The 19,138-nt window shown below is 36.1% G+C and carries 20 protein-coding genes; 6 read left to right on the forward strand and 14 right to left on the reverse strand.

Features of this window, described 5'->3' with window-relative positions; translation table 11 throughout:
• Positions 1-15 precede the first annotated feature (15 nt).
• The 7 genes from nprB to ACZDYH_RS19700 all read right to left on the reverse strand — a co-directional run bounded on the left by nprB (position 16) and on the right by ACZDYH_RS19700 (position 6,036).
• The gene (gene nprB / locus ACZDYH_RS19670) at positions 16-1,665 is read right to left on the reverse strand and encodes a neutral protease NprB (RefSeq protein ID WP_000745123.1); all 1,650 of its coding nucleotides are present in this window, start codon (positions 1,663-1,665) and stop codon (positions 16-18) included.
• Positions 1,666-1,821: 156 nt separating this feature from the next.
• On the reverse strand, positions 1,822-2,520 hold the full coding sequence (locus ACZDYH_RS19675; RefSeq protein ID WP_000488964.1) for a pirin family protein: 699 nt from the start codon (positions 2,518-2,520) through the stop codon (positions 1,822-1,824).
• Positions 2,521-2,572: 52 nt separating this feature from the next.
• Positions 2,573-2,983, reverse strand: a complete 411-nt coding sequence (locus ACZDYH_RS19680; protein WP_000845466.1) for a MarR family winged helix-turn-helix transcriptional regulator — start codon at positions 2,981-2,983, stop codon at positions 2,573-2,575.
• A gap of 109 nt (positions 2,984-3,092) precedes the next feature.
• Positions 3,093-3,527, reverse strand: coding sequence for a DUF3920 family protein (locus tag ACZDYH_RS19685; RefSeq protein ID WP_000422801.1), 435 nt, complete (start codon positions 3,525-3,527; stop codon positions 3,093-3,095).
• A 137-nt stretch (positions 3,528-3,664) separates the two neighbouring features.
• Positions 3,665-4,258 carry an undecaprenyl phosphate transporter UptA gene (gene uptA / locus ACZDYH_RS19690; protein WP_000900219.1) on the reverse strand — a complete coding sequence of 198 codons (594 nt, stop codon included), beginning with the start codon at positions 4,256-4,258 and terminating at the stop codon, positions 3,665-3,667.
• 79 nt (positions 4,259-4,337) lie between these two features.
• On the reverse strand, positions 4,338-5,537 hold the full coding sequence (locus tag ACZDYH_RS19695) for a cation:proton antiporter (RefSeq protein WP_000380223.1): 1,200 nt from the start codon (positions 5,535-5,537) through the stop codon (positions 4,338-4,340).
• Between the two features lie 4 nt (positions 5,538-5,541).
• On the reverse strand, positions 5,542-6,036 hold the full coding sequence (locus tag ACZDYH_RS19700) for a cation:proton antiporter regulatory subunit (RefSeq protein WP_001026075.1): 495 nt from the start codon (positions 6,034-6,036) through the stop codon (positions 5,542-5,544).
• 409 nt (positions 6,037-6,445) lie between these two features.
• Between ACZDYH_RS19700 and ACZDYH_RS19705 the strand changes: the two genes are divergently transcribed.
• The 3 genes from ACZDYH_RS19705 to ACZDYH_RS19715 all read left to right on the forward strand — a co-directional run bounded on the left by ACZDYH_RS19705 (position 6,446) and on the right by ACZDYH_RS19715 (position 9,632).
• On the forward strand, positions 6,446-7,879 hold the full coding sequence (locus ACZDYH_RS19705; RefSeq protein ID WP_434713065.1) for an alanine/glycine:cation symporter family protein: 1,434 nt from the start codon (positions 6,446-6,448) through the stop codon (positions 7,877-7,879).
• A 581-nt stretch (positions 7,880-8,460) separates the two neighbouring features.
• Positions 8,461-8,901: a Dps family protein gene (locus ACZDYH_RS19710; protein ID WP_001041895.1), complete on the forward strand. Its 441-nt coding sequence runs from the start codon at positions 8,461-8,463 to the stop codon at positions 8,899-8,901.
• 533 nt (positions 8,902-9,434) lie between these two features.
• A complete protein-coding gene (locus ACZDYH_RS19715) occupies positions 9,435-9,632 on the forward strand; it encodes a hypothetical protein (protein ID WP_000656312.1) in 198 nt (65 codons plus the stop codon).
• A gap of 15 nt (positions 9,633-9,647) precedes the next feature.
• Here ACZDYH_RS19715 and ACZDYH_RS19720 read toward each other — a convergent pair whose 3' ends face one another.
• Positions 9,648-9,929 (reverse strand): hypothetical protein, encoded by a 282-nt coding sequence (locus ACZDYH_RS19720; RefSeq protein WP_000390909.1) that lies wholly within the window; start codon positions 9,927-9,929, stop codon positions 9,648-9,650.
• Between the two features lie 104 nt (positions 9,930-10,033).
• Positions 10,034-10,612, reverse strand: a complete 579-nt coding sequence (locus ACZDYH_RS19725) for an LOG family protein (protein WP_001225751.1) — start codon at positions 10,610-10,612, stop codon at positions 10,034-10,036.
• A gap of 73 nt (positions 10,613-10,685) precedes the next feature.
• On the opposite strand from ACZDYH_RS19725, the gene ACZDYH_RS19730 reads away from it, so the two are divergent.
• Both ACZDYH_RS19730 and ACZDYH_RS19735 read left to right on the forward strand, forming a co-directional pair.
• Positions 10,686-11,009 (forward strand): MazG nucleotide pyrophosphohydrolase domain-containing protein, encoded by a 324-nt coding sequence (locus ACZDYH_RS19730; protein ID WP_000355758.1) that lies wholly within the window; start codon positions 10,686-10,688, stop codon positions 11,007-11,009.
• Between the two features lie 53 nt (positions 11,010-11,062).
• Positions 11,063-11,569, forward strand: coding sequence for a ferritin (locus ACZDYH_RS19735; protein ID WP_000949403.1), 507 nt, complete (start codon positions 11,063-11,065; stop codon positions 11,567-11,569).
• A gap of 26 nt (positions 11,570-11,595) precedes the next feature.
• On the opposite strand, the gene ACZDYH_RS19740 is transcribed toward ACZDYH_RS19735, so the two are convergent.
• From ACZDYH_RS19740 to ACZDYH_RS19760, 5 genes are all read right to left on the reverse strand, one after another.
• Positions 11,596-11,832: a hypothetical protein gene (locus ACZDYH_RS19740; protein WP_000662911.1), complete on the reverse strand. Its 237-nt coding sequence runs from the start codon at positions 11,830-11,832 to the stop codon at positions 11,596-11,598.
• Between the two features lie 92 nt (positions 11,833-11,924).
• Positions 11,925-13,106: a NupC/NupG family nucleoside CNT transporter gene (locus ACZDYH_RS19745; protein ID WP_053563400.1), complete on the reverse strand. Its 1,182-nt coding sequence runs from the start codon at positions 13,104-13,106 to the stop codon at positions 11,925-11,927.
• 354 nt (positions 13,107-13,460) lie between these two features.
• On the reverse strand, positions 13,461-14,642 hold the full coding sequence (locus ACZDYH_RS19750) for a NupC/NupG family nucleoside CNT transporter (protein WP_000673841.1): 1,182 nt from the start codon (positions 14,640-14,642) through the stop codon (positions 13,461-13,463).
• A 329-nt stretch (positions 14,643-14,971) separates the two neighbouring features.
• Positions 14,972-16,414 carry an alanine/glycine:cation symporter family protein gene (locus ACZDYH_RS19755; RefSeq protein WP_434713072.1) on the reverse strand — a complete coding sequence of 481 codons (1,443 nt, stop codon included), beginning with the start codon at positions 16,412-16,414 and terminating at the stop codon, positions 14,972-14,974.
• A gap of 332 nt (positions 16,415-16,746) precedes the next feature.
• Entirely contained in the window at positions 16,747-18,177 is a 1,431-nt protein-coding gene (locus tag ACZDYH_RS19760; protein WP_001022930.1) for an alanine/glycine:cation symporter family protein, read from the reverse strand.
• 304 nt (positions 18,178-18,481) lie between these two features.
• Between ACZDYH_RS19760 and ACZDYH_RS19765 the strand changes: the two genes are divergently transcribed.
• Positions 18,482-19,120, forward strand: coding sequence for an NAD(P)-dependent oxidoreductase (locus ACZDYH_RS19765; RefSeq protein WP_000689907.1), 639 nt, complete (start codon positions 18,482-18,484; stop codon positions 19,118-19,120).
• Positions 19,121-19,138 lie beyond the last annotated feature (18 nt).

A 19,138-nucleotide genomic window follows, 5' to 3' on the forward strand; every position in this document is an offset into this window, starting at 1 on the left:
AGGTCTTTTCTCTTATTATTTTACACCTACTGCATCATAAGCTTTCGTTACAGCTTGTACAGCTTTAGAGTTTTTACCATATAAATCTTCAGCTGACTGAAGAGCAGCTTGACGCATCATTTTGAAGTCAGAGTTTGCAGTTAAATATTTCGTAAGAGCACGGTAGTAAATTTTTTCTGTCGCTTCACGGCCCACTCCAGTTACTTTCACGCCGTAATGATCTCCGCCTTCAGATACTAAATATGCAGCTTTATTGTTAATACTGCTGTTAATATGAACACCACCATTATCAGCTGTTCCAGTATAACGTTTACTATAGTGATCTGGGTAACCTTCACTTGGTTTTAATGGATTTGGAATAGACGCTGGATCTTTAAGAGAGCGAAGTGCATCACCAGGTTTATCAGGTGTATAAATATCAGCACCTAAATCCCAGCTCTTCTTCTCAACCATAACACCCATAATATCAGATAACGATTCATTTAACGCCCCTGACTCATTTTTGTAAACAAGGTTTGCTGTATGTTCAGTTACAGCATGCGTTAATTCGTGACCGATAACATCAAGTCCAGCAGATAATGGAATGAACGTTTTTCCATCGCCATCACCGTACATCATTTGCACACCATTCCAAGCTGCGTTATTCCAGCTCTCCCCTACGTGAACAGTTGAAATAAGCTTCGCACCTTTATCATCGAAAGAGTTACGATTAAATGTCTTTTTGTAGTAATCATATACTTTTCCTGCATTTACATGCGCATCAACTGCAGCTTTATCTTCGAAGAACTTAGATTTACTTTCAACTTCTTCTCCTGTATATCCAAGCCATTGTGAGAATAAATTAAACCAGTTCTCGTCCATATTTTCTGCATCAAATGTATGAACACCTTGTCCTCGTTTACCATCAAACAAGTTGAATTGTCCTGTTTTCGTATCTTGAGCAATTTCAAATGATTGTCTAGCACCTAATACTCCGTAACCAAATCCAGTAATGTTATCTACAGCGTTATATTTCTCAATAACATTTCCATTCGTTGCATCAACAAAATAATGCCAATATCCTGGAGCTGGTTTTGAAATCGATGCCTTAACTAAGTATGCAAGGTAGTAATTACCGTCCTTTTCATATACAAATAAATCTTTTTTCACACCGTCATAACTCTTTACTTTACCAATTTCTTTCTCAATATCTGCCTTTGCAATTGTTTCTGCTTGTTCCGCAGTAATGCTTGCAGCTGCAGGAATATTTTTATCATCTAAATTCGGAATAACTTGTCCGAAGAATGCTTTTACATTATTCTCTTTATCAAGTGTAACAGTTTGATCAGAACCGTACACAGGAATGTTATTATGTTTCTCAACTAGCTTCACATGTGTCGTATCAGATTCAGCGTCTTTTTCTTCCCCAACGATATTAAAATGCTTTTCAATATTTCCTGCTAATTTAAACATATCTTTCTTACTCTCTAAGTATTGAAAGACTGTCTCTTTTTTATCTAGTCCTTCCGGTGCTTTCCATTCTTCACCTATGTATGCAGGTGTTTTAAATTCTTGATGATATTGAATTTTTTGTTCTTCCGCTTTCGTTGTCGTTGCCCCAAACGCTCCAAATCCCCCGGCGATAACAGTTAACGCTAATGCTGATGAAATGACTTGCTTTTTCACTATAACATTCCCCATTCCCATAAAGATTTTTGACACTTTTATACAATTCTTATTTTCCCAGCCGATACCTCTACCAAAAATTTGAGAAACATTTTTCAGACAATTCCAATCAAAAAAAGAAGACATCTATCGGATGTCCTCTTTTCTATAAACCTTTTATTGTTTTTTCAATTCAATTGCTAAATAGTGTGATTGCTCTTTCGCTTGAATGTGAATATCTTCTTCTACCGCTTCTGCTGCATCCCGCATAACAAACGTTTCACCATTTATTACACTGCTTCCTTCAATTTGTACAAGGTACAATTGACGGCCTTCTTTCACTGGAAAATGAATTTCTTTTCCAGCCTCTAATGATAAAGAATATAAATTCGCATCTTGGTGAATTTGAATTGGCGCATTTCCTTCTACTGAAGATACCATATGGAACCATTCATTTTTACGCTTGCTCCAATCAAATTTAAACTCACCATAGTTTGGTTTATGATCTGCGCGGTCTGGTAAAATCCAAATTTGTAATAAACGCAGCGTTTCATCGCCTAAATTATGCTCGCTATGAAATACACCCGTGCCAGCACTCATATATTGAACATGTCCACGCTCAATCGTTCCGCGATTTCCCATGCTGTCTTCATGTGTTAAAGCACCATCTACAACGTAAGAAATAATCTCCATATCACGGTGCGGATGCATATCAAAACCAGTTTGTGCCGCTACTAGATCATCATTAATAACACGTAACGATCCGAAGCTCATGTTATTTGGATTGTAGTAATTGGCAAAAGAAAAATGAAAATGTGTATTTAACCAACCATGATTTGCTCTGCCCATATTTTTATGATCAACTTTTCTAAACATATCCTTCACCTCATACTATCTCGAATTCGAGATTTATTTTAAAATTTTTTTCTTACTGTAACTTTTTTAGTAGTGTTAATAATTGATTTTGTTCTTCTATATTTAAATTATGAAACTTCTCTGCTTGGAACGTTTCTTGAGGTGGAACAATTTCCTCATATAAAGCTCTGCCCTTTTCTGTTAACGAAATATATTTCGTAGTACCCTCTTGCTCACGATGAATCCACTCAAGCTGCTCCATTTTATTTAAAAGCTGCGTCACATTTCCTTTCGTAACAAATAGCTTATTCCCAAGTTCTTGCTGCGTTAAACGATTATGTCCTCCAACTTGAGCTAACACATCAAACTGGGCGGCAGATATATTCCATTTTTTCAAATGCTGATTCGTCTCACGAATACTCTTATTATAAAAGCGTGACAAACGAAACCATAATAGTAGCCCTAGTCTATCTTCTGTTTTCATTTCATCACCTCGCTCGTTTCATATCATTAGTTTAGAACTAAACTTAATAAAAGTCAAATACTTATTTTTAATAAGCATAAAAAGCACAGCGCTATTTCTCCACTATGCTTTACATTAACTTTCTACTCTTATATTCATCTAATTTCCTCTCCGCGAACTTCCTCGCATCTTTTTCAATCCACCGCTCTTCGTACCGTTCACTTCCCACATACAATATATCTCTCTTATGCTGCATCGCATGGCGGAATTCATGCAGTAGCGTTTTGAGAACTTGCTCATACTCTTCCCACATACAAACGAAAATTAATTGCTTTTCTTTATGATAAAAACCACCTACCGGGAATAGGAACTCTTCTTCCTCTTCCCCTAATGATAGAAGCACATCATTTGCATCACACGTATCACAAAAAATAACGGGCGTTTTACATACTTCAATAAGAGAAAACAAATCCTCTCTCAACTTTTTGACATCCCAAGGAAGCTCCGAATCCAACACATACCAATTCTCTACCTGTTGATATACATTTTGAAACTGGAGTTCCATTTCTCTTTATTCCCCTTTCCAAGCACCCTTTTTCTATATGTATGCCACAATATGGTAAATATTAAACGTATTCTTTCATCCTTGAAAAAATGCCAATAAAAAAAGAATCTACGTCGACATAGATTCCTTTTCTGTAATCACTTTTTTTTCATCATTTTTTTTAATACAAAATAACCAAGTGCACAAACAATAGCAGCAAGTGCAAAGTATTTCACATATGGCCCCGCAACTTTATTAATACTTTCCCACTCTGTTCCTAATTTAAAACCTAAATATACAAACACAATTGACCACGGAATAACAGCTAATGTAGTTAGCGTAATAAACTTAGCATGTGACATTTTCGCAATACCCGCTGGTATCGAAATAGCATGACGCACAACCGGAATAAAACGTGCGGTAAAGATAACGCCAGTTCCATAACGATTAAACCAATCTTCAGCATAATCAATATGTTTCTTCTGAATTAAAATATATTTTCCATATCGCTCAAGAACAGGTCTTCCTCCATATCGACCAATCCAATAAATGAATAGTTGTGCAATTACACCACCAATTGTACCGAACGCGACAGCGCCCCAAAATGTAATGCTTCCTGTTGATACTAAATAACCTGCATAAGACAATACGATTTCACTTGGAATAACCTCTAGCATTAATCCAAGCATAATTCCCCAATAACCAAGTCCTTCTAAAAAAACTAAAACCGAATGAATCAACTCTCCTAACATCATTTACCTCTCTTTACTGTTTTCATTACAAAAATAAAAGTACAAGCAGGAAATATCTTGTACTTTTATTTTTTTCAATTTAGTTAGTCTTCGTATCCCACTTAAAGATTTTATTTAAGAATTTATATACATTCTTCGACTCTTTTGTCAGAAGTGGGCCTAAAATGGATAGTATAAGCACGTATAGTGCTGAGAATGGTTTCAGTACTGACATTAAGCCACCGGCGATACCGATATTAGCCATAATGATGGAGAACTCTCCTCTTGAAACGATTGTTAATCCGATATTTGTTGATGCTTTATGAGATAATCCAGCTTGTCTTCCTGCGATCATTCCTGCTACAAAGTTACCGATTATCGTAAGAAGGACAGCACCTAACGTTAACCATATCGCTCCGCCTAATGAGAACGGATCAATACTTAACCCGAAGCTGAAGAAGAAAATAGCTCCGAAAAAGTCTCTAAATGGAACAACAAGATGTTCAATTCGGTCACTATGCTCTGTCTCAGAGAAAACTAATCCTAGAAGAAGTGCTCCAATTGCTTCTGCAACGTGAATTGTTTCTGAAAAACCAGCAATGAAGAATAAAGAAGCAAATACTACAATAATAAAGATTTCATCTGAGCTAATATTGAGCAATTTATTTAATAACGGCGTAGCCTTTCTAGCTACTATAAAGAATAGAAGCATATATCCTAAAGCAATTCCAATTGAAGTAAGGGCACCTAAGAAGGAAGCGTGATCTCCAAGTACTAAACCAGAAACAACTGATAAATATACAGCAAGGAATATATCTTCAAACATAATAATTCCTAAAATTAATTCGGTTTCATTATTACCAGTTCTTCTTAAGTCCACTAACACTTTAGCAACGATAGCGCTAGAAGAAATCGTAATAATACCCGCAATAATTAAGATTTCTAGTAATGGGAATCCCATTATAAATCCGTATAACAAACCAAGTGAAAAGTTAATTAAAATATAAATCGTTCCGCCAATCGCAATAGAGCGTCCAGATTTAATTAGTTTTTTCATTGAAAATTCTAATCCTAGATAGAATAGAAGGAATAGAACCCCAATCCGTCCAAGGAAGGAAATTACACTTGCACTTTCAATAAATTTGAGATCGATAACACCTATTGTCGGTGCATGCGGTCCTACTAACATTCCAAGAACGATTAGAAAAGGAATTACTGAGAATTTAAATTTTCCAGCAATTACTGCTGCAATTGCCACTAAAACTAAAGCTGTACCAACTTCAAAAATTAACGTATCCATCTAATCAGTCCCCCCTATTTGAAAGTAATTCATTAATGATTTTTTTTATTTCTTCTCTCTCACCTGAAACTACAAGCATATCTCCTTCTTCAATTACTGTTTCTGGTCCTGGATTAAATAGCTTCTTCATGTTCTTCTTCATAACTGCGATTATGGTTACGCTATATGTTTTTCTTATTTCAAGATCGCCAATTGTTTTTCCGATTGCTGGAGCTGTATTCTCCACTTTGAACCACTCAATCGCTAAACCTTCAAAAACCATCTCAACATTTTCTAACGCCCTAGGCTTATATACCATTCCACCTAATATTGCAGCGATTTGTCTCGCCTCTGAGTCACGTAGTGAAATACTTGAGATGCTTTCTTCATGATCTGAATCAAAATGATACATTTCTCTACGACCATCATCATGAATGACAATTACCATCTTTTCGTTACCTTTCGTAACGATTTGAAACTTATAACCAATACCTGGAAGTTCACTTTCTCTAATATTCATTTTTAGCTCCTCCATAACTTGTTTATTTTAATTTTCTGTTTTTCTGTCTTTTATTCATCCAATCAACTTTAGAAATTCTAACCACTCAGGATATTTGTGATTTGGAAATCTTTTATTGTAATAATAAGTGAACCCTAAAAAGATACTTAAAGATGTAATGATAAAAAATATATTACTTCTCATTTTCAAACTCTCAAGGCTTACTTTCCATAAAGAATTTTCTTTCAAATTATCCCCACCTTCTCGCTTTAAATTTAGTTTTTTAAAATGTAAACAATTCTAAAAATATTACGATGTAACATAATCATAACACAAAAATGATTTAAGTAACATAATTTTTTAGAAAAATTGATTCTCGTATATTTTTTGCATATAATTTTCTTATTACGAAAAAAAGGAAGTGTATTATATGGTTGATATCTTTAGCAGATTCCTTGAGGTAACGAATAATATTTTATGGTCATATATTCTTATTGCAATGCTAATCGGCTTCGGTCTTTACTTCTCTTTTAAATTAAAATTTGTCCAAATTACTCATTTCAGTGAGATGGTCAGCTTAATTAGTAAAGGGTTTAATCGAAAAGAAAAAAAGAAAGATAGCATCTCACCATTCCAAGCATTTTGCTTAAGTGCAGCAGCACGTATCGGTATCGGAAACTTAGCTGGTGTAGCATTAGCAATTTCAATGGGTGGACCTGGCGCAATATTTTGGATGTGGTTTATCGCAATTATCGGAGCAGCTACTAGTTTTGTAGAATGTACACTTGCGCAAATTTATAAAGTAAAAGATGGAAGTAGGTTCCGTGGTGGACCAGCATATTACATGGAAAAAGGGTTAAACAAACGCTGGATGGGTGTTTGGTTTTCACTTCTTATTACAGTTGCGTACGGATTAATTTTCAACTCTGTACAAGCAAACACAGTAACGATAGCATTTGAAAATGCTTTTGGACTAGAGCGAACGATCGTAGGAGCTCTATTAGCTTTATTAGTTGCAGTTATTATTTTTGGTGGCATTAAGAGCATTTCACGTATTACAGAAATGATTGTTCCGCCAATGGCAATCGTTTATATCGGCGTGGCTGTTTTTGTTGTTATAAAAAACTTCAATATGTTACCAAGCATTTTCATGGAAATCTTTAACGGTGCATTCGGTTTAGACCAAGCTATCGCTGGTGGTATTGGAGCAGCAATCAAGTTCGGAATTCAGCGCGGTTTATTCGCTACAGAAGCGGGAATGGGTAGTTCTCCTAATGCAGCCGCAACATCTGATGTATCTCACCCTGTAAAACAAGGGCTTGTTCAAGCGTTAGGCGTTTTCGTAGATACATTCTTAGTATGTACATCAACAGCATTTATCGTATTATGTTCTGGGCTTTACAAAGGATCAAATTTAGAAGGTATCGAATTAACACAAAACGCATTAAGTTCACAAATTGGACCGTGGGCAAGCACTTTCTTAGCGATTATTATTTTCCTATTCGCTTTCAGTTCACTTCTAGGAAACTACTATTATGGTGAAACAAATATCGCATTCATTAAAGAAAGCAAAACATGGCTAATGATTTATCGCGTTGCAGTTGTCGGAATGGTATTCTTCGGATCAATCGCTGCTCTTAAAACAGTTTGGAGTTTAGCTGATTTATTCATGGGACTAATGGTATTCACAAACTTAATTGCCATCTCATTCCTTAGCAAATTTGCTTACGCTGCATTAGTAGACTATTTGAAGCAAAAGAAACAAGGAAAAGATCCTGTCTTCGTTGCAAACTCTATCCCCGGCTTAAAGAATACAGAGTGCTGGGATGGGCAGGATGTAGAAGAAAAACAAAAAGCCGTTTAACAAATAAAAGCGGAAGTGGCTCGTTCAGAACAGTCGGGTGTTGGAACTCCTTCATTTGAGGCGCTTTTTGCCTCAAATGAAGGAGTGAAACAACCGACTGGTCTAGTCACCGGAGCTGGATATTAATTAAAAGCGGAGGTGACTTGCTCAGAACAGGAGGGCATTGGAGCTCCTGACGAAGAGGCGTTCTTTGCCTCACAGGAAGGCGCGAAATGACCGACTGGTCTAGTCACCGGAGCTGGATATTAATTAAAAGCGGAGGTGACTTGCTCAGAACAGGAGGGCATTGGAGCTCCTGACGAAGAGGCGTTCTTTGCCTCACAGGAAGGCGCGAAATGACCGACTGGTCTAGTCACCGGAGCTGGATATCACTAAAAGCACAAGCGGCTCGTTTAGAACAAGAGCCATATCTCAAACAAAGGCCCTATTACTTCACCGTAATAGGGCCTTTTATTTACAAGAGTTCATAATTTGTTCAAATTAATTCCAGCAAAAGGGTTGATTTATAGAGATTACTAGATTATAATGATTATAAATTAGTAATTGATATCACATAACAACTCAAAAGGAGATTGATCATAATGAACAAACAAGTAATCGAAGTATTAAACAAACAAGTAGCAGACTGGAGCGTTTTATTCACAAAACTTCACAACTTCCATTGGTACGTAAAAGGACCTCAATTCTTCACATTACACGAGAAATTCGAAGAACTTTACACAGAATCAGCTACTCACATCGATGAAATTGCAGAACGTATTTTAGCAATTGGCGGCAAACCAGTAGCAACAATGAAAGAATACTTAGAACTATCTTCTATTCAAGAAGCAGCATACGGAGAAACTGCAGAAGGGATGGTCGAAGCAATCATGAAAGACTACGAAATGATGCTAGTCGAACTGAAAAAAGGCATGGAAATCGCTCAAGACTCTGACGATGAAATGACATCTGACCTACTACTAGGCATCTACACAGAACTAGAAAAACACGCTTGGATGCTACGTGCGTTCTTGAATCAATAATAATTAAAAGCGGAAGCGGCTCGCTCAGAATCGCAGGGCATTGGAGCTCTCGACCTTGAAGCGCTTTTTGCTTCGAGCGAGAGAGCGAAATGACCGGAGATTCTAGCCGCTGGAGCTGGATATCATTTAAAAGCGGAAGCGGCTCGTTTAGAGTCGCTTTTTTATGTAATGGTCGCACTTAACGGTACACGAAATTATATCAACGATTTTTCAAATATATCGATCATAACTCGCAATATATCAACGATTTTTTCATTATATCGATCATTACCCGCAATATATCAACGATTTTTTCATTATATCGATCATTACCCGCAATATATCAACGATTTTTTCATTATATCGATCATTACCCGCAATATATCAACGATTTGACAAAGGATATCGATTTGCCGACAAATCACGACAATATCAGCGCCCCTCTCCCTTACTTTTATCAATATATTACAATCTCATCTATGTTAAAATATAGGAAACACCCTTTAGCTTTTCCAAATTCATCATTTACTACTTAAATGACGGGAGTGGTTCAGTTGAAAGACTACTTAATTAGAGCATTTTTTGCGTTAATAACAGTTGGGATTCTCTTACTTATAGCTAATATTTTCAATATACGTGTCGAGGTTAAGGACTATGCTTTCCTCGTTGTCGTAGCAATTGGTGGCGGCTGGGGTGGCTGGTACCTGTATAAAAAACAAAGCAATCAAAATGATAAAGGCATTCCAAAGTAATATGGAATGCCTCTTTTATTGCCTTCTGTAATAAATAATGAAATTCAGACCGCTAATACAACCAATCGCAATAAACATACAAAACGATTGTGGATCTCCACCTAGATTATAATCATCAACGATAAATCCGGACATAAACAACGTTATCGCGGAAACACCGATACACAATACCGAGATAAACCAAAGCGAAAATTCATTAATCAACTCTTTCTTCTGTCTCAAAACAATTAGCATAACAAGAATAGATGCTGCTAAAATACTTTTAAAAACCGGACGTAAATATACGAATTCCTCCATCTATTTCTCCTTTCCCAAAAACATTACATCTAAACATTAACATATTTAACCAAATTAAAAACACATGCCGTCTTACATTAAAACGACATGTGTTTCCGTATTTGCTATGATAGTTGCTTCCACTTCGTTCCCAAAACAGGACGCTCATAATTTTGGATTGCATGAATTAGTTTATCTGCTGTCTCAGCTGAAACGATCAATTCTTTATTCGATGGATTCATAAATCCTTCTTCCGCTGCACGTTCAACCATTTGCAAAATTGGTCCGTAAAAACCTTTTATGTTTAATAAACCAACCGGCTTATTATGTATACCAATTTGTGACCAACATACAACTTCAAATAGTTCTTCAAACGTTCCGTATCCGCCTGGAAGCGCGATAAAAGCATCCGCAAGCTCTGCCATTTTCGCTTTACGTTCGTGCATTGTTTCTACTTCAATTAATTCTGTTAATCCTGTATGTACAATTTCTCCTCGAAATAGACCGCGCGGCATAACACCTGTTACACGTCCACCTAAACGAAGAACTTCGTTTGCTACTTCTCCCATTAATCCGACACATGAACCACCGTATACGAGCTCATAGTCGTTCTCAACAAACATTTTACCTAACTGAATTGCCTGCTCTTTGAATTCTGGTCTCTCCCCTAAATTAGAACCTGCAAACACACAAATCTTTCTCATTCCTACACCCCGAAACTATATATTGTTATGATACAATGAACATTGTACAACATATTGAGGAGATGAGGAAGAAATGGATATCGTTGCATTTCAAAGATGGGTTGAGGAATTTTACGAAAAACGAAGCTGGTCACAGTATAATGCCTTTATTCGCTTAAATTTCTTAACCGAGGAAGTTGGGGAAGTTTCACGAGTCGTTCGTGCTATTGAAATTGGCCGCGATCGCCCTGATGAAGAGGCGAAAACAGAAGAAGAGCTAAAACAAGAACTAAAAGAAGAACTTGGCGATGTACTATCTAACCTTATTATTCTTTCGCAAAAATATGATTTAGACTTACAAGACATTATGGACGCACACGTCACAAAGCTTTCGAAAAGGTTCGAAGTATCTAAATGAGAATATTATCAATTATGGTATAATATTCTTGTCACAATACTAAGGGGGATTTTATGTTATCAAAAAAATTGCACGACGCATTAAATGAACAAATGAACTTTGAATTTTATTCTGCCCATGCTTATATGGCAATGGCTGCTTACTGTACAGCTGAGAGCTATGATGGATTCGCTAACTTTTTCCTTGTACAAGCTGAAGAAGAACGTTTCCACGCAATGAAGCTTTACAACTATATTAATGACCGCGGAGAGCGCGCTATTATTACTGGATTTGATAATCCGAATAACGAATACGAATCTGTATTAAACGCTTTTGAAGTCGCACTTGAGCACGAGCGTGAAGTAACGAAACGTATTTATAACTTATCTGATATCGCTTGGGACGAGCGTGAACATGCAACAATTACATTCTTAAAATGGTTCGTTGACGAACAAGTTGAAGAAGAAGCTTCATTCGATAGCATCATTCAAAAATTAAAACGTATTACAAGCGATTCAAACGCACTGTTTATGCTAGATGCTGAATTAGAGAAACGTACATTTACGCCTCCAGCTGAATAATACTTTTAATCACCTTAATGAATGGATTAAGGTGATTTTTTAATTTGTTCTTTTCTAAGCTCAATAACCTTAGCCATATCCTTCTTATAAAGCCCTGCAACCTTTTCAACAAAATCACTATGAGTAAAAGTACCCTCTCCCTCTTCTACTATGTTTAAGTACCCATGTGTAAATTTCAAAAATGCTCTAGCATCTTCTCCAGTTAAATGATTAATGTTATCTATAACCTCATCAAGTTCCTTTAAAATACCCTGTTCTTTCAACCTAATTCCTCCTCTCTATATTATTTATCATACAAAAACAAAAAAGTCGTTCATCCCTCTAAGCGAGAGATAAACGACTTCTTTATTATTTATTAAAGCATAACCCCAACGATAATCGCTGATAATATACTTACTAACGTTGCACCGTATACAAGTTTTAAACCGAATGATGATACAACGTTTGCTTGTTTGCCATCGATACTCTTCGTTGCACCTGCGATAATTCCGATAGATGAGAAGTTCGCAAATGATACAAGGAAGATAGATAAAATACCTACTGTACGAGCTGATAAATCACCAGCTACTTTACCAAGATCAAGCATTGCAACGAATTCGTTCGTTACTAATTTTGTTGCCATAATTTGTCCTGCTTGTAGCATCTCTGATGTTGGAATACCCATTACAAATGCTAATGGTGAGAAGATGTATCCTAAAATGCTTTGGAATGTGATTCCGAAAATTGAATCAAATACACCGTTAATTGCTGTAATTAATGCTACGAAACCGATTAACATCGCCGCTACTGTTACAGCGATTGAAAAACCAAGCATAATATATTCGCCTAACATTTCAAAGAATGTTTGTTTCTTGTCTTCTTGTAATTCTAAAATATCGTCTTCTTCTTTTACTTCATATGGATTAATGATATGAACGATAATGAATCCACTGAATAAGTTTAATACAAGTGCTGTTACTACATATTTTGGATCAATCATTTTCATATAAGAACCGACGATTGACATCGATACTGTAGACATTGAAGATGCACAAAGTGTGTATAAACGATTTTTCGGTAATTTGCTTAGTTGATCTTTTACTGTAATGAATACTTCCCCTTGACCAACGATTGCAGCTGCTACCGCATTATATGATTCTAGTTTTCCTAAACCGTTAACTTTACTTAATAGGAAACCGACTGCACGAATGATAATCGGTAAAACTTTAATATGTTGCAGGATCCCGATTAATACTGCTAAGAAAATAATCGGTAATAATACTGTTAAGAAGAATGGTGCTTGTCCATCGTTTGCTAGACCACCAAATACGAAATTAACCCCAGCTTCCGCAAATTTTAAAATAGAACCAAATCCATCTGCGATCCCTTTTACTAATACAAATCCGACCTTTGTATTTAGTAAGAAATACGCAAGTACCAATTGAATAACAAGCATAAGTGCAATTGGTTTATATTTAATCTTCTTACGATCTGAACTGATAAGGAAACCTAGTACAAACACTACAAGTAAACCGACTAGAAACATTACGAACTTCATATGTGAATCCCCCACTTCTCCCACGAATTATTGGTCGTATAACGTATAACGAATGACGTCTGACCATTGTTGTTAAAAAAATTTAAAACCCCTAAAACTATTCAACTGTCATCTAAAATCAGTAAGCGTTTACATAAATTGCAATTTATAAAAGGTAGCTTCTTCTCTCCTACCATACTTGAAAGTCTGAAATTGATACCACCTACAAATCAAATTGTAAGCGTTATCTAGGTGAAATGCAATATAAATTTTAAAAGATTTTTATATGTTAATATATTCCTAATTAATTGGTTTTTTCATGCAAATTTACCATAAAAAAAATAGCCCTAGCTATGAGCTAGAGCCATCCTTTTTTTATAACATAACACCAACGATAATCGCTGATAGAATACTTACTAACGTCGCACCGTACACAAGGCGTAAACCGAATGATGATACAACATTTGATTGATTTTCATCGATACCTTTCGTTGCACCTGCGATAATTCCGATAGATGAGAAGTTCGCAAATGATACAAGGAATACAGAAAGAATACCAACCGTACGAGCCGATAAATCACCAGCTACTTTTCCAAGGTCAAGCATCGCAACAAACTCGTTTGATACTAATTTTGTTGCCATAATTTGTCCCGCTGTTACCATTTCTGCTTGCGGGATGCCCATTACGAATGCTAATGGTGAGAAAATATATCCTAAAATAGCTTGGAATGTAATACCGAACATTGTATCAAACAAGCTATTGATTGCTGTAATTAATGCTACGAAACCGAGTAACATCGCTGCTACTGTAATCGCAATCGTGAAACCAAGCATAATGTACTCGCTCAGCATTTCAAAGAATGATTGTTTTTTCTTATTTTCTAATTTCAGTGTATCTTCTTCTTCTGTAATATCGTACGGGTTAATAATATGAATGATAATGAAACCACTAAATAAATTTAATACAAGTGCTGTTACTACATATTTCGGTTCGATCATTTTCATATAAGAACCAACGATTGACATCGACACTGTCGACATAGAAGATGCACATAATGTATATAAACGATGTTTTGGGATTTTACTTAATTGATCTTTTACTGTAATAAATACTTCTGCTTGTCCAACAATGGCAGCTGCTACTGCGTTATATGATTCTAGTTTTCCTAGACCATTTACTTTGCTTAACAACGTACCAATAGCACGAATAAATATCGGTAAAATTTTAAAGTGTTGCAGAATTCCGATTAAAACCGCAAAGAATACGATTGGTAATAACGCTGTTAAGAAGAATGAAACCTCTCCTTTATTAACAAGACCACCAAATACGAAAACGATTCCAGCTTCCGCATATCCAAGAAGTGCGCCAAATCCATCTGAAATTCCTTTTACTAAAATATAACCAACTTGCGTATTTAATAAGAAATAAGATAATGCTAGCTGAATAATAAGCATAATTGCGATTGGTTTATACTTAATCTTCTTTCGATCGGCACTTATAAGAAAACCGAGTACAAATACAACGAGTAATCCTACAAGGAACATAACAAACTTCATTAATAAAATCCTCCATTTAACTCTTCATTAACGTTGAACGTCTGACCATTCAAAACAAGAAATAATCCGAACTTTCCATTTCTCCTCCAAAATCTTCAATCGGATAGGAAAGATCATAAAACCTCTTATTTCAAAGGCATTTTCCATTCTAACATAAATCACAACTCATATCCGCACTTTTCTTAAAAAAATACATTTTATTATGAAACATTCATGAATGTTCGTCTTTTTCATTATAAAGCGAAACTTTAATGATCAGGAGTTTCACTTCACACAAATAGCTGAACCAACAAAAAATGAGCATCAAGTTTCACTTGATGCTCACCTCATTATACTGCTTTTTCTTTATCAGCTACCGCTGGATTATCCCAACACTCTGTATTGTTCAAACCTGGAATAGACTCCGCATAAAAGACTGGATCTTTCCCTTGCTTCTTTTGCTTAATATAATCTGATAACGCTGCGAAAGCATACTTAGAAAGGAATACAATTGCTACTAAGTTAATAACAGCCATAATTCCCATAAATAAATCTGCTAAATCCCAAACGATTTGAATTGTCGCTACAGATCCTAGCATAACCATACCAAGTACAGCAATGCGGTATGCATTTAATAGCACTTTACTTCCATTTAAGAATTCAATATTTGTTTCACCATAGTAGTAGTTACCTACTAATGAACTGAACGCAAACAAGAAGATTGCCACTGCTACAAATATAGAAGCCCATGGACCGATATGTTGACTTAACGCCTGCTGCGTTAATTGAATTCCGTTTAAATCAGCTGCATTATGCACATCTGATAAAAGAATAATAAATGCTGTACAACTACAAATTAATAATGTATCAGTAAATACCCCTAAAGTTTGAATGAAACCTTGTTTAACTGGGTGCGTTACGTTTGCAGTCGCTGCTGCGTTCGGCGCACTACCCATACCTGCTTCATTTGAGAATAACCCACGTTTTACCCCTAATAAAATCGCAGCTCCTAATCCTCCGCCTACTACTTCTTTAATTCCGAAAGCATGTAAGAAAATTTCTTTAAATACATATGGAATTGCCGTAATGTTTGTTACAACAACGAATAATGCCACTGCTACATAAATAATTGCCATTACTGGAACAATCATTTCAACCGCGCGAGCAATTCGTTTTACTCCACCGAAAATAATAACTGCAAGTAAACCAGCCATAACAAGACCTACTAATCTACTATCTGTTTTGAACGCCCCATCAAAGGCAGCCGCTACAGTATTAGACTGTACAGCGTTAAAAATCAATCCGAAACTTACTGTTATTAGAACAGAGAACACAACACCTAACCAGCGTTTCTTTAAACCCTTTTCCATATAATACGCTGGGCCCCCACGGAATGCATTCCCATCTTTTACTTTATAAATTTGCGCTAATGTGCTCTCTACAAATGCAGAAGCACCCCCAATTACCGCGATTAACCACATCCAAAATACTGCTCCTGGACCACCTGCTGAGATCGCAATAGCTACACCAGCTAAGTTACCAGTACCTACACGAGAAGCTGTACTCATACAAAACGCTTGGAATGATGATACGCCGCTCTTCTCTTTTTGCGCTTTCCTCGTTTTCGAGCTTGCTCCATCCCCAAGCAAACGAATCATTTCACCGAAGTAACGAACTTGGACAAATTTCACACGAAATGAAAAATAGAGCCCTAACCCAATTAACATCGCAATAATGATATATGACCAAAGGATATTATTTATATCCCCAATTACCTTAGCTAAAAAATCCATAATTGCATTGCCCCCTCTTCCTAACAATAAGAAAATTATATTCTAAAAACTTTTAGTAATCAAGAACTTTATGTTAGGTTTTATAACATCAGTACGTTAACTCTTTTAACATACGTGTTTTTTCACATGAAAATATAGCCATTACATGCATTTATCCAATACTTAATAACTTATCCTATTCGACCAGCCATACTTTTAAAACAGTACGTTCCCCACAAATAACGAGAGAAACAAACAAAAAAGTCATATTAATAATTACCTCTCACCCTTTTCATCATTTACTACAACAAAAAAGGCGAGCATCGAATTTACCTCGATGCTCGCCTTTTCAATTACACTGCTTTTTCTTTATCTGTTACCACTGGCTTATCCCAGCACTCTGTATTCGTTAAACCAGGAATAGAATCTGCACTGAAGACTGGATCTTTCCCTTGTTTCTTTTGCCTTACATAGTCTGTTAATGCCGCGTACGCAAATCGGCCAAGAAGTGTAATCGCAATTAAGTTCGTGATTACCATTAGACCCATAAATAAGTCTGCCATATTCCATACAACTTGAAGCGTCGCAACAGAACCGAATAATACCATTCCAACTACCGCAATACGGTAAATTGTTAACCACGTTTTGCTTTGCTTAATAAATTCAATATTTGTTTCACCATAATAGTAGTTTCCTAAAAGAGAACTAAATGCAAATAAGAAAATAATAATCGCTAAGAAGCTACTTGCCCATGGGCCGATTTGTGAGCTTAATGCATTTTGCGTTAATTCAATACCTTCTAAATTTGTTGCTTTATATGCACCAGAACATAGTACGATAAATGCTGTTGATGTACATACTAAGAATGTATCTACTAAAACGCCGATCGTTTGAATAAAACCTTGTTTTGCTGGATGCGTTACATCAGCTGTTGCTGCCGCGTTCGGCGCACTACCCATACCTGCTTCGTTCGCAAATAATCCGCGCTGAATACCATATTTCATCGCAGCACCGATACCGCCACCTACAGCTGAATCTAAACCGAATGCACCTTTAAAGATTTCCGTAAACACATCTGGTATTAAATAGAAGTTTTTAATGACAACAAAAATAGCTACCGCAATATAAACAAGCGCCATTGGCGGAACAATCATTTCCGACATACGTGCAATACTTTTTACACCACCAAAAATAATAACCGCAACTAATGCAGCTAATACAATACCAACAATATAACGCTCTAAACCAAATGCATTTTCAAACGCTAATGTTACTGTATTCGCTTGTACTGAGTTAAAAATTAAACCGTAACTAACTGTAATAAGGATAGAAAACCAAATTCCCATCCAACGTTTATTTAAACCTTTTTCCATATAATAAGCAGGACCACCACGGAAGCCACTGCCATCTTTTACTTTATAAATTTGGGCAAGCGTACTTTCTACGAAACTTGAAGAAGCCCCGATAATCGCAATAACCCACATCCAAAATACAGCTCCAGGTCCTCCCATAGATATAGCTAATGCTACACCAGCTAAGTTACCGATACCAATACGAGCTGCTGAACTCATACAAAACGCTTGGAAAGAAGATACACTACCTTTTTTACGCGTCTTTCCAGTTAATCCATCACTCATTAGTCGAACCATTTCCCCTAAATGAGTAATTTGTACGAATTTCAATTTAATAGAAAAATAAAGACCTAAACCAATTAACATCGCAATAAGAATATATGACCAAAGAATTGTATTTGTTGATGAAATAAATTGCTCTAAAATATTCATACAATTAACCCCTCCTTTTCTCCATAAAACGAATTATATTTAAAAAACATTCAAAAATCAACATTTTTCGACAATTTGCAATTTCCAAATATTAGCCAGGTTCACAGTAACAATGTCTTTATGACTGACTACCCTCCCTCTAACTGTGCATACTAAAACAAAAAATAAATTCACAAACAACCCTATTGACAAAAATACCAACCTGTAACTATAATGATTACAACAGGTTGCAATCATTATAGTTACAACAAATCCATTTACTTTCAGATATACACTTTAACAAAACACTTTGGAGGGATTTATTATGAAAATCGGAATTATCGGAGCAACTGGTAAAGCAGGAAGTCGTATTTTAAAAGAAGCATTGGATCGCGGACATGAAGTAACTGCAATCGTAAGAAACGCTGCAAAAATTACAGAAGAAAACGTAAAAGTTTTAGAAAAAGACGTATTTTCTCTTACATCTAACGACTTGCAAGCATTCGATGTAGTTGTAAATGCATTCGGTGCTCCAGCAGGACAAGAACACCTTCACGTAGATGCAGGAAACGTACTAATTGAAGCGATGAAAGGTGCACCTAACACAAAATTACTTGTAGTTGGTGGCGCTGGAAGCTTATTTGTAGACGAAGAGAAAACAACACGTGTATTTGAGACACCAGGTTTCCCGAAAGAATATCTTGCAACAGCTCAAAACCAAGGTAAAAACTTAGAAATCTTACAACAAACAAATGACATCACTTGGACATTCATCAGCCCTTCTGCACTATTCGCATTAGGAAAACGCACTGGTTCTTATAAAGCTGGTAAAGACAACCTGCTTGTGAACGCAAAAGGTGATAGCTACGTAAGTTATGAAGACTTCGCAGTTGCAGCACTTGATGAAATCGAAAATCCAAAACATGTAAACGAACGCTTCACAGTAGTTTCTGAAGCTGAATAATAAAAAAAGCTCGTAAAA

The sequence above is a fragment of the Bacillus sp. EB V-12 genome (genome assembly GCF_056158125.1).